Origin of the sequence: Citrobacter sp. Cpo147, from assembly GCF_030332405.1 — a bacterium.
In the GTDB taxonomy this organism is placed as follows: Bacteria; Pseudomonadota; Gammaproteobacteria; order Enterobacterales; family Enterobacteriaceae; genus Citrobacter; species Citrobacter portucalensis.
This window is the reverse complement of the sequence record NZ_JAOWHX010000040.1, coordinates 93,091-104,385: the sequence shown is the minus strand read 5'-3', so window position 1 is coordinate 104,385 and position 11,295 is coordinate 93,091. Positions and strand designations below refer to the sequence as shown.

Here is an 11,295-nt window from a genome sequence, read left to right as displayed (position 1 = left end):
AAACAACATATCCTTCACAATCATAACCGATCAACTCCAGGTAGCGATTATCATCAAACCGGTAAATTACCTGTGAGGGTATTTTTTTTGTACAGGCAGTGATAGCGCATAGTAAAACCGCTCCGATTATTATTCCTACCGTATTTCTCAGTTTCATAATTTATCCTTAAACGTTAAGCGGCTTAGGCATATCCCATTGCAGATTGGGAGTCTCGGTATTATATATTTCATTATGTCTGGCAGGTTTAACCGTTGTTGAATGACAATATTCGTTAACCACGCCAAACTCGCCTGTCGGTAAAATATCATCCGGTCTATTCATGTAATCTTTTGTGTCAGCTTTATTCAATATCCCCGTTGTATAATAATCCACAGTTTTTGGCAGACCATTACGCTTCATACGCCAGTCTCCGCGCAGGAGTAGCTCGGTCCAGAATTCTCCACAGCGGTGATCAAATGCCCTGCATATTCCCACCGCCAGATCGAAGGCCATCGCTTTCGCGGGGGCATCTTTCGACATAACAATAGAAGAGTGCTGGCTGTAACCAATCCGCTCTGATTGCAGCCATTCTTTTTGCAGCTCATCCGGCGTTTTTTCATAAATCAGTTGAACGGTTTTATTGTATCCCCCACCCAGAACAACGCCTTTGGTATAAGGCTTACCATATTTTTTGGAGAACATCGCAAGTTCAGTGGGCGTTAATGCCTGGCCCGGCTGTAAAGAATCAAAACCGGCCCCGCTCAGCGTTCTGGTGTCGGTTTCAGTGCGCGAAATAACCGTGGCTTTTGCAGAAAATGAGATGTCCTGATCGGGTGAACCCGGCGCTATCGAATATTTATACTGACTTCCCGCACCCTGTAACTGGTGTCTGAAGGTGACGGGGAGCTGCTCACCATTCACAACAACATCCGCAAATGTATATTGTCTGGTCGCCAGCGTATCCTGATCAAAACAACCTTTTTTTAACGCCGGCATTTCAAAAGGCACGCTCAGTGGGCTGCCGCCTATTTCCGGACCATTTTCACAGAAAACCCTCTGGCGCAGATTATCTATGCCGCTGGCAATGTTATGGGGGACTCCCCGCCAGCCCAAACCCTGGACGTTAAGTAATGAAACTACACTGTCATTGGGGCAAAAATAGTTATATACCTTGCCAAAGTTATTACGGGTATAAAGTTTATTCTTGCGCCATTGAGAATTGGTTTTACTCAGGCACAGCGCGCCTTCTAATTCATCGATCTCGGTTTGCGTGTGATATTCCCCCTTGCCATATCTGGCGTTGGTCGCCATCAACTGGCAGAAATTGCGGAACGTCTGCTGCCGGGCGCGATCCGTTTGATGATGTCCGGGCGTCATACCTTCAGCAGCCGTTTTTTCCAGTGCGTAGGGAGAATGGTTGAGAATCACGCAGTCAGCGGGTTTCTCATTAGCCTGCATCACCAGCATATTGGCCAGCATGGTAATTATCGTTCCCTGGGAGTGCGCGACAATATTAATGGGATCGAATTTTGTTGCCGGTTCTCTTCGAATCATCAGGATTAAATCAGCCAGCCGCTGCGCGGCAAAAAACTGATAAATACGGTGCGGGTTATCACAAATAGGGTGCGTAAAATCCCCACCATTCAGATGAAATGAAGCAAATCCTGCCGCACCGTTCGCCAGGCCGCCGGAGCCAGGGCCTAGCATATCCGGAATAGTGGTTGTCGCATTGGCAAAGGTACCACCGCCTTTGGCGTACACATCGTCCAGCACGTTGCCGAAATTATCATTCTGATATTTCAAGGTGGTTTGGGGAATATGCCCCAGCTTTTCCAGCTTTGTGTTGTCATCTTCCTGATAGGCGTTGTAAGGCAGTTTTGCGGCGTCTCCTGATTTTGCCCGTTCTTCGCGATAACGCCGCTGGTCTTCTATATACGTCGCATGATCGACGGGTTTATATCCCCAATAAAATGGAATTACCGGGCTGCGTCCGGGCATTTTTACATTCTGCTGCTCGCCATCGCCCATATCCATTTTGTACTGCTGCCATTCATGTGGATACATATCCGTGCGACCCATACGCTCATTCAGGCCAGCGATAATACCCTGCTCCTGATTCTGATAGGCCTCGCCCACATCGTTGACGCCGTGCACAAGGATCACAATGCAGGGCATGGAATACTTAACGGGCACGTCGCAGACAGCCATTTTTCCGCCCGTTGATTTAGGCACGCCCTGTACACCTGTCGCCACCACCCGTGGATTAAAGGGACTGTTACTCATTTGGCAAAATCTCCATTTTCATTTCGTCCATTTCAGTCATATCCAATAACGGCGTCATTCCTTCATCGTCAGTGACGCCTTCAATGGTTTCGCCTGATGCCTTAGTCAGTCTGAATTTTGTCTTTTTCAGAACATCGTCTGGGTTGCCAGAGCCATGTAATTTAATGCGGCGATGAAACTGCTCCTCCTGAAAGACAGGGGTTTTATCTTTCGCCGACTCCGGTCCGCTCCAGTCAAGAGAGGTGCCTTTCAACTGCACTTTTGCGGGAGAGAATATTTTTACAGAGCCGTCTTCATTTATTCTGATACCGCCACCACCGCACAAAAGCTGGATATTCTTCCTGGCGCTGATGGTTACGTTGCCGTTCATACTCTGAATATGAAAATGCTTATCAGAAAGCAGGCCCATTTCGCCGCGCTGCGCCTGGACGGAAATATCATCTTTTGCGGCGATGATTTTGATTCCGATAGCTCTGCTGAAAAGTGACAGGCCCTGTCCAACGGCCATTGAGAGTTTTTTAAAGACGTTAAAACTGCCGTTGCTGGCGGCGTTTAGCGACAAATCTTTGTCTGCTGATAATGCCATCGTTTGTGGTGTCAGCAGGGCCATACCGTGATCGGCGTAGGCCACCAGTCCCGAACGGGTAAGCTGTTCAAGCGCAGCGTTAAGCTGCTGCTGCGGCCCCAATTCGACATTTAACGCCTGCGCCGTCAGCGCGCTTTGCTGAAGTGACGTTGCCAGCGTAAGCGCGTCCTGAAGCTGCTGAACCACTGCGCTCATATCAAGCTGCTTGCCCTGGGCTTTTGGCTGCGCCTCGGTCGTGAGTAATATCCCCTTTGCCGCCCTCAGGACCGCGCGGTCATCGGTGCGCAGTTCTGCGCCTTCGCCGCGAGGTTTACCGCCAGCATCTACAAGATGGCCCATGTTCAATTGCGTTTTGCCGTACTCGGTACTCAGTTTGACGTGTTCCTGCCCGCGCCGATCCTCCATTCGCAGCTTATTCAGACCCGCAGTACGGATGACGTTGCGGGTATTGTTGCGACTAGTAACGGGATCAGGCTTTGGAGCATGATGCAGGGCGTGCGCAATAAAAGGTCTTTCCGGATCGCCGCCTTCAAACGCAATGGCGACCTCTGTGCCCTGGATTAACGGAAAGTGATGACCATAAGTATCACCGGCATAAACCCGCGCCAGACGAACGGGCATGCTTTCATAACCTTGCCTGTGCTGGTCGAGGTCAAAATCAAACTTCACCCAATAGCGACCCTGCACATCGATATGAGCATATTGGTCATTGTCTATTGGTGATGAAACGATCGCGGGAACAGTACCTGCAATACGTGGCCGGGGTAGCGGCTACGGTCGAAAACAAACGTTCTGGCTGTAGGGAATACCGATAAGCCGGGACTGGAGCGCTGCATCACGCCTCCCCGTCACCTGCATTGCCGTTACCACAAATCCAGAGGCGAAGGCATGTGGAATGGCGCCGTCAATTTCCAGCACCATCCCCGGCACGATCGACGGACTGGTGGTCACACCGGTTAAAATGGATTGATTATTAAGAATAATTTCGTGATGCAGTTTGGCGTAAAACCAGCTGGACTCGCCTGGCTGCGCCTCGGCAAATTGCGATCCCGGCTGATGATGGATATCCGCATAGCGATACTCTGTGCCATATGTCGTAGCCCTTTCCGCAGACACATCGGCGTCAGCATTTAGCATCAGCGAGTTTGCCAGCCTGTAATCAAAGTTCTTCGCCCTAACGTCTGCCGAGACAACATTGTGCTTTGATACCAGCTTATCGATCGAATAATCATTTGATGTCAGCCCTGCGTGGGATGAGTGCATAATCTTTTGATCAAAAATGTACTGGCATTGTGAATCACTGAAAATAACCACCATAATGTGCGAAACAGCATGATGATTTGCGATCCTGAACCAGATCCCAACTTCTGACAGGATGCGGCTGATAAACGCTAAATCTGACTCCTCCCACTGAACAATCATTTCCCGGTTGGGATAGATACAAACAAGATTATCAAAGTCGATTTCATAATCGGCAAAAGCATGTTCTTTGAGGATCTGCGTGACCAGTTTCGGCACATTTATGTTCAGGTAAATAGCCGAACGCTTGCGTCGTGAGAGTAATGCCAGCTTATGCTCCAGCCTGATTTCATACAGTGATTCATCCGCTGATGTACTAATAAGCGAAAATGACGTAATGACGCCTTCAATTTGCCGTTCATATAGCCACATCTCAGAACCTTGAATATATTTATTCCAGCTATGATTAGGTGCTCTGATTTTCAGCGAGCCTTCAATGTTAAGAAGTGAGTCAGGAGGGATGCTTTTTTGTTTTGATGTGAATGTAATTTTATAACTGTATGGTTTACTTAACTTTTCATGACCTTCAATTGTTTCAACATCCAGCAACCCTAATTTACTCTCGCCCCTTACGGAGAATAAATACTTATTGATACTCTCCTCTGAAACTATACCTTCAAGATTATAGAAACCCGAACCCTTTTTCATTATCGCATCCCTTGCAAAAAGAAAGTAATACATAAGAAATAAAGTCCAGTCAGCATATCAACAATAATAAAAAAAGGTTGTTTTTTTACTGAAAAAATCTGGAAAGTAAATTAATTATTATTAGTCAAACACGTAATATAATTACGACATATAAATAAACGATTAACTGACGCGATTTTAGATTCAATGAAATAATTTTTTAACAAAACGATTTATATAACGCCGCATTCGTTTTTCACCGTGAGGCAACGATCAAGCAGTCACATCCAAATGGTTCCAAAAACTGAGAGGGAACTAAAAAAAACAAAACATTAACCCAATGATTTACAATAACATTTATAGAAGCATTCTTTTTATTTATTTTTTTATTGAATAAATCACATCCTCCCATAAAAAAACACAATAAAATATAACTATTCCCTATTCTGCTGTGAGGGGAGAGGTAACTGGATTATGCCCATGTGTTCCTAAGGAAAGATTTTGGTTTTCTCCCTCTCCCTTTGAGAGAGGGCCGCATAAAGGTCATCTTATCAGCCACAGGAGAATCAATGAAACGCTCCGCAATAAACGAGATCCTTGGCCACACGCGCCAGTTTTTCTCTCAGCACGACGTGCATCTCCCCCCTTTTGCCAGCTTCCCCCCGACCCAATGGCGCAAGCTTGATGCCACAGCCTGGAGCGAAGTGTTCGACCTTAAGCTCGGTTGGGATGTCACCGCGTTTGGCGGCAACAATTTCGCCGCGCAAGGGTTAACGCTGTTCACTCTGCGTAACGGCTCGCCGAAAGGTATGCCTTATGAAAAATGCTACGCCGAGAAAATCATGCATGTTCGCGATGCACAGGTCACGCCGATGCATTTTCACTGGCGCAAGCGCGAAGACATTATCAATCGCGGCGGCGGCAATTTAATAGTGGAACTGTGGAATGCGGGGATCCGGGAGCAAACGGAGCAGACCGACGTAAGCGTGGTGATTGACGGCTGTCGGCAAACCCATGCGGCAGGCAGTCAGTTGCGCCTGACGCCGGGTGAAAGCATCTGCCTGCCACCGGGCCTGTATCACAGCTTCTGGGCGGAAAAAGGGTTTGGCGACGTGCTGGTCGGCGAGGTTTCGTCTGTTAATGACGACGACCACGATAACCACTTTTTGCAACCGATCGCCCGCTATAACGACATTGAAGAAGACGAACCTGCGCAGCTGGTGCTGTGTAACGAATATCGCCTGTTCCGCTAACCAAGGAGCGCATTATGCCGTTGATATCTCTCGCTGATGGCCTTGCCCATGCCCGTGAGCATCGCTATGCCTTAGGGGCGTTTAACGTTCTGGATTCACACTTCCTGCGTGCGCTGTTTGCCGCGGCAAAGCAAGAACGTTCGCCGTTTATCATCAACATCGCCGAGGTGCACTTTAAATATATCTCGCTGGATTCTCTGGTCGAAGCGGTCAAATTCGAAGCCGCACGGCATGACATTCCGGTGGTGTTGAACCTTGACCACGGCCTGCACTTTGAGTCGGTGGTTCGGGCACTACGCTTAGGGTTCAGTTCAGTAATGTTCGATGGCTCCACGCTGGAGTATGAAGAAAATATCCGCCAGACCCGAGAAGTGGTAAAGATGTGCCACGCCGTCGGCGTATCGGTGGAAGCCGAACTGGGCGCGGTGGGCGGTGATGAAGGCGGCGCGCTGTACGGTCATGCCGACGAATCGTTATTTACCGACCCGATGATGGCGCGTGATTTCGTCGACAGAACCGGGATTGACGCGCTGGCGGTCGCCATTGGCAATGCCCACGGCAAATATAAAGGCGAACCGCTGCTCGACTTCCCGCGTCTGGATGCCATTCGCCAGCAGGCGGCAATCCCGCTGGTACTGCACGGCGGCTCCGGCATCAGCGACGACGATTTCAAGCGCGCGATTGGACTCGGCATTCACAAAATCAACTTCTATACCGGCATGTCGCAGGCGGCGCTGTCGGCGGTAGAAACACGGATGGCGAATCGCCAGCCGCTGTACGACGAATTCGCCGAACTGCTGCTCGGCATTGAAGAGGCCATTACCGATACCGTTTCGGAACAGATGCGCATTTTTGGCAGCGCGGGACGGGTCTGATGGAACGCAAAGGCGTTATCGCCGCAGGCAACATGCTGGTCGATCACGTGCATCAAATTGTGCAGTGGCCGGAACGTGGCTGGCTGGCGGAAATCACCCGTAGCGAACGCGCCACGGGCGGTGCGCCGCTTAATGTGCTGCTGACGCTGGCAAAAATGCACACTGGGCTGCCGTTGCAGGCGGTGGGGTTAATCGGTCAGGACAGCGACGGCGACTACATCATGGCGATGCTGGAGCAGTATCACGTTAATCGCCAACACGTGCAGCGCACCACATTCGCCCCCACGTCGATGTCGCAGGTGATGACCGATCCCAGCGGTCAGCGCACCTTTTTCCACTCACCGGGAGCCAATCGGCTACTCGATCTGCCCGCGTTTGAGCAACTGGATACCTCGATGAAAATCTTCCATCTGGGTTATCTGCTGCTGCTCGACAGTCTGGACATGCCGGATGAGGAGTACGGGACGCGTAGCGCACGGCTGCTGGCGCAAATGCGCGACAACGGCTTTGAGACGTCGCTGGATCTGGTCTCACGCAAGGGCGACCCGCGCTATCAACCGCTGGTGATGCCAGCCCTGCGCCATCTCGACTATCTGGTGATTAACGAGCTGGAAGCCGGGGAGTTCAGCGGGCTAGAGATCCGCCAGCCCAACGGCGAACTGCATATTGCGCACATCGCCACCGCCGCACACGAATTATTGAATGCAGGCGTGCGCCAGCGGGTGGTGATCCACTGTCCGGAAGGTGCCTGGGGTGAAGCGCCGGATGTGCCGGGCGTCTGGATCCCGTCGCAGTACCTGGCGCAGGAGGAGATCGTTGGCAGCGTCGGGGCGGGAGATGCGTTTTGCGCTGGATTTTTGTATGGCTGTCATGAGCGTTGGTCGCTGACGGACAGCGTCAGGTTGGCACACGCCTGTGCGCGGGCAAGTTTGCTATGCGCCAACGCGATAGATGGCGCGAAGACGCTGGCAGAGTTAAAAGCAGAAATGGCTGACGCCTGATGCGCTGCGCTTATCAGGCCTACGTTCGCATCGTCCGGAAATATGCCTGATGCGCTGCGCTTATCAGGCCTACGACCGTATCAGGCCTACGGGGTCGTTTTCGCTTTTGTAGGCCGGATAAGGCGTTTACGCCGCATCCGGCAACTGCACACGATCACGCCGCCTTATCGTGATGTTGCACGTCGGCGGCAAACACATAACCCAGCCCGCGCAGGGTTTTGATCAACATTGGCTGGTGCGGGTTGTTCTCTATTTTTCGCCGCAGCCGCATGATTAACACGTCAATAGTGCGGTCAAACACCTCAACGCTGTCGCTGCGCGTCAGCTCCAGCAGTTGTTCCCGACTCAGCACCCGGCGGGCATTTTGGGCCAGCGCCAACAGCAGGCTGTATTCCCCCTGCGTCAACTCCACCTTCAACTGCTGGGGATTATGCAGCTGGCAACCGGCGGTATCGAGATGCCAGCCATTGAAAGAAAGCCCCGTGGTTTGCGGACCGCCGCTTTCTGCCGTTAACACGCCAACGCGTCTGAGCACCGCCTTTACCCGAGCTACCAGCACCCGCGCATTGAACGGCTTACCGATATAGTCGTCAGCCCCCATTTCCAGCCCGACAACCACATCCGACTCGCTGCCAAGCCCAGTCAGCATCACCACCGGTAATCCGGGCCTCAACTTCTGCACCTGTTGTAGCACCATCAGGCCGTTAATATCGGGCAACATCATATCCAGTAATACCAGAGCGATATCCGGCTGAGTCTCAATGCAGCGCAGCGCCTCCTGCCCGGTGTGACAGGCGGTCACCGTAAAGACGTGTTCGCTCAGCACATCCTGTAAAAGCGTGCAGACAGCGATGTCATCATCCACAACCAGTATGGCTGGCTTCATTGTTTTTCCCCATTTCTGGCCAACTTAAATGAGTGTGATTGATTCTGCACAGAGTGACAGCGATAAGGCACAAGGATGTGCGGGAAACATAACCTCGGTCACACTGCCGGGCTGTCACGTATTGGAGATTCGTCACGTCAAATATGACGACAGCCTGTTTTTCGTCAGAGTTTTGCGCAAAATTCGCCCGTAATATCGACTAATGCCCCTGATAAAAACATGGCATAAAAGATGCATAACAAAAACGACAAGCGCGTATGCGCGATTTGATTAACTGGAGCGAGACCGATGAAAAAAGTCGTCACGGTTTGCCCATATTGCGCATCAGGTTGCAAAATCAACCTGGTGGTCGATAACGGCAAAATCGTCCGGGCTGAAGCGGCGCAGGGGAAAACCAACCAGGGTACCTTGTGTCTGAAGGGCTACTATGGCTGGGATTTTATCAATGATACCCAGATCCTGACCCCTCGTCTGAAAACCCCTATGATCCGTCGCCAGCGTGGCGGCAAACTGGAATCCGTTTCCTGGGATGAAGCGCTTGATTACGTCGCCAGTCGTCTGAGCGCCATCAAAGCGAAGTATGGCCCGGACGCTATTCAGACGACCGGTTCATCTCGCGGTACGGGTAACGAAACCAACTATGTAATGCAAAAATTCGCGCGCGCCGTTATTGGTACCAATAACGTTGACTGCTGCGCTCGCGTCTGACACGGCCCATCGGTTGCAGGTCTGCACCAATCGGTCGGTAACGGCGCAATGAGTAATGCTATCAATGAAATTGATAACACAGATTTAGTATTCATCTTCGGGTACAACCCGGCGGATTCCCACCCGATCGTGGCGAATCACGTGATTAATGCTAAACGTAACGGGGCGAAAATCATCGTCTGCGATCCGCGCAAAATTGAAACCGCGCGTATTGCCGACATGCACATCGCGTTGAAAAACGGCTCGAACATCGCGCTGCTCAACGCCATGGGGCATGTCATCATCGAAGAAAAACTGTACGACCAGGCGTTCGTCGCCTCCCGTACGGAAGGATTCGAAGAGTACAGCAAGATCGTCGAAGGCTACACGCCGGAGTCCGTCGAAGATATCACTGGCGTTAGCGCGCAGGATATTCGTCAGGCTGCACGTATGTATGCCACGGCGAAAAGCGCGGCAATCCTGTGGGGCATGGGTGTTACCCAGTTCTATCAGGGCGTGGAAACCGTGCGTTCACTGACCAGCCTCGCAATGCTGACCGGCAACCTCGGTAAGCCGAGCGTGGGCGTTAACCCGGTTCGTGGGCAGAACAACGTTCAGGGCGCATGTGACATGGGCGCGCTGCCGGATACCTATCCGGGCTATCAGTATGTGAAAGATCCGGCTAACCGCGAGAAGTTCGCTAAAGCCTGGGGCGTGGAAAGTCTGCCTGCTCATACCGGCTATCGCATCAGCGAACTGCCGCACCGTGCAGCGCATGGCGAAGTACGCGCGGCGTACATCATGGGTGAAGATCCATTACAAACCGATGCTGAACTCTCCGCAGTGCGCAAAGGCTTTGAGGATCTGGAACTGGTCATCGTGCAGGATATCTTCATGACCAAAACTGCCGCTGCCGCAGACGTTATTTTACCGTCTACGTCATGGGGTGAGCATGAAGGCGTATTCTCCGCAGCTGACCGTGGCTTCCAGCGCTTCTTTAAAGCCGTTGAGCCGAAGTGGGATCTGAAAACGGACTGGCAGATTATCAGTGAAATCGCCACCCGTATGGGCTATCCGATGCACTACAACAACACCCAGGAAATCTGGGACGAGTTGCGTCATCTGTGCCCGGATTTCTACGGTGCCACTTACGAGAAAATGGGCGAACTGGGTTATATCCAGTGGCCTTGCCGCGACACCTCAGAAGCCGACCAGGGTACGTCTTATCTCTTCAAAGAGAAGTTCGACACCCCGAACGGCCTGGCGCAGTTCTTCACCTGCGACTGGGTAGCGCCAATCGACAAACTCACTGAGGAGTACCCGATGGTACTGTCTACAGTGCGTGAAGTCGGCCACTACTCTTGCCGTTCGATGACCGGTAACTGTGCGGCGTTGGCCGCGCTGGCGGATGAACCGGGCTATGCCCAGATCAACACCGCCGACGCAGAACGCCTGGGCATCCAGGATGAAGAGCTGGTGTGGGTGAACTCGCGTAAAGGCCGGGTCATTACCCGTGCGGCAGTCAGCGATCGTCCAAACAAAGGCGCGATTTACATGACCTACCAGTGGTGGATTGGTGCATGTAATGAACTGGTAACCGAGAACTTAAGCCCGATTACCAAAACGCCGGAGTACAAGTACTGTGCTGTAAACGTTGAACGCATTGCCGATCAGCGCGCTGCCGAGCAGTATGTCATTGATGAGTACACCAAGCTGAAAGCCAGCCTGCGCGAAAGCGCGATGGGTTAAGCTTCCCCTGACGGCCTCCATTCGGAGGCCGTTTTTTTATGCACATAATCTCTCTATACTGTTCATTCC

General features: G+C 51.7%; 9 protein-coding genes. 4 read left to right on the top strand and 5 right to left on the bottom strand.

Annotated features, from left to right (window positions below):
- The 4 genes from OGY06_RS23340 to OGY06_RS20540 all read right to left on the bottom strand — a co-directional run.
- A partial coding sequence (locus OGY06_RS23340) for a T6SS immunity protein Tli3 family protein (RefSeq protein ID WP_502872878.1) occupies positions 1-157 on the bottom strand: 157 nt, incomplete at its 3' end.
- Between the two features lie 9 nt (positions 158-166).
- Positions 167-2,263 (bottom strand): T6SS effector phospholipase Tle3 domain-containing protein, encoded by a 2,097-nt coding sequence (locus OGY06_RS20550; RefSeq protein WP_286605914.1) that lies wholly within the window; start codon positions 2,261-2,263, stop codon positions 167-169.
- On the bottom strand, positions 2,256-3,518 hold the full coding sequence (locus OGY06_RS20545; protein WP_286605913.1) for a DUF2345 domain-containing protein: 1,263 nt from the start codon (positions 3,516-3,518) through the stop codon (positions 2,256-2,258). Before OGY06_RS20545 ends, OGY06_RS20550 begins: the two co-directional genes overlap by 8 nt.
- A gap of 102 nt (positions 3,519-3,620) precedes the next feature.
- Positions 3,621-4,796 (bottom strand): type VI secretion system Vgr family protein, encoded by a 1,176-nt coding sequence (locus OGY06_RS20540; RefSeq protein ID WP_286605912.1) that lies wholly within the window; start codon positions 4,794-4,796, stop codon positions 3,621-3,623.
- A gap of 548 nt (positions 4,797-5,344) precedes the next feature.
- Here OGY06_RS20540 and OGY06_RS20535 point away from each other — a divergent pair.
- From OGY06_RS20535 to OGY06_RS20525, 3 genes are read left to right on the top strand one after another with little or no spacing between them, the layout of a single operon-like run.
- Positions 5,345-6,028 carry a D-lyxose/D-mannose isomerase gene (locus tag OGY06_RS20535; protein ID WP_003826672.1) on the top strand — a complete coding sequence of 228 codons (684 nt, stop codon included), beginning with the start codon at positions 5,345-5,347 and terminating at the stop codon, positions 6,026-6,028.
- 14 nt (positions 6,029-6,042) lie between these two features.
- Positions 6,043-6,903, top strand: a complete 861-nt coding sequence (locus tag OGY06_RS20530) for a ketose 1,6-bisphosphate aldolase (RefSeq protein WP_126319506.1) — start codon at positions 6,043-6,045, stop codon at positions 6,901-6,903.
- Positions 6,900-7,904 carry a carbohydrate kinase family protein gene (locus OGY06_RS20525; RefSeq protein ID WP_122973898.1) on the top strand — a complete coding sequence of 335 codons (1,005 nt, stop codon included), beginning with the start codon at positions 6,900-6,902 and terminating at the stop codon, positions 7,902-7,904. The genes OGY06_RS20530 and OGY06_RS20525 overlap by 4 nt, the downstream gene beginning before the upstream one ends.
- Before the next feature lie 154 nt (positions 7,905-8,058).
- Here OGY06_RS20525 and OGY06_RS20520 read toward each other — a convergent pair whose 3' ends face one another.
- The gene (locus OGY06_RS20520; protein ID WP_003826666.1) at positions 8,059-8,790 is read right to left on the bottom strand and encodes a response regulator; all 732 of its coding nucleotides are present in this window, start codon (positions 8,788-8,790) and stop codon (positions 8,059-8,061) included.
- Between the two features lie 288 nt (positions 8,791-9,078).
- Between OGY06_RS20520 and fdhF the strand changes: the two genes are divergently transcribed.
- Complete coding sequence (gene fdhF / locus OGY06_RS20515) at positions 9,079-11,226, top strand: formate dehydrogenase subunit alpha (protein ID WP_081003612.1); 2,148 nt, start codon at positions 9,079-9,081, stop codon at positions 11,224-11,226.
- The last annotated feature ends 69 nt before the right edge of the window (positions 11,227-11,295 follow it).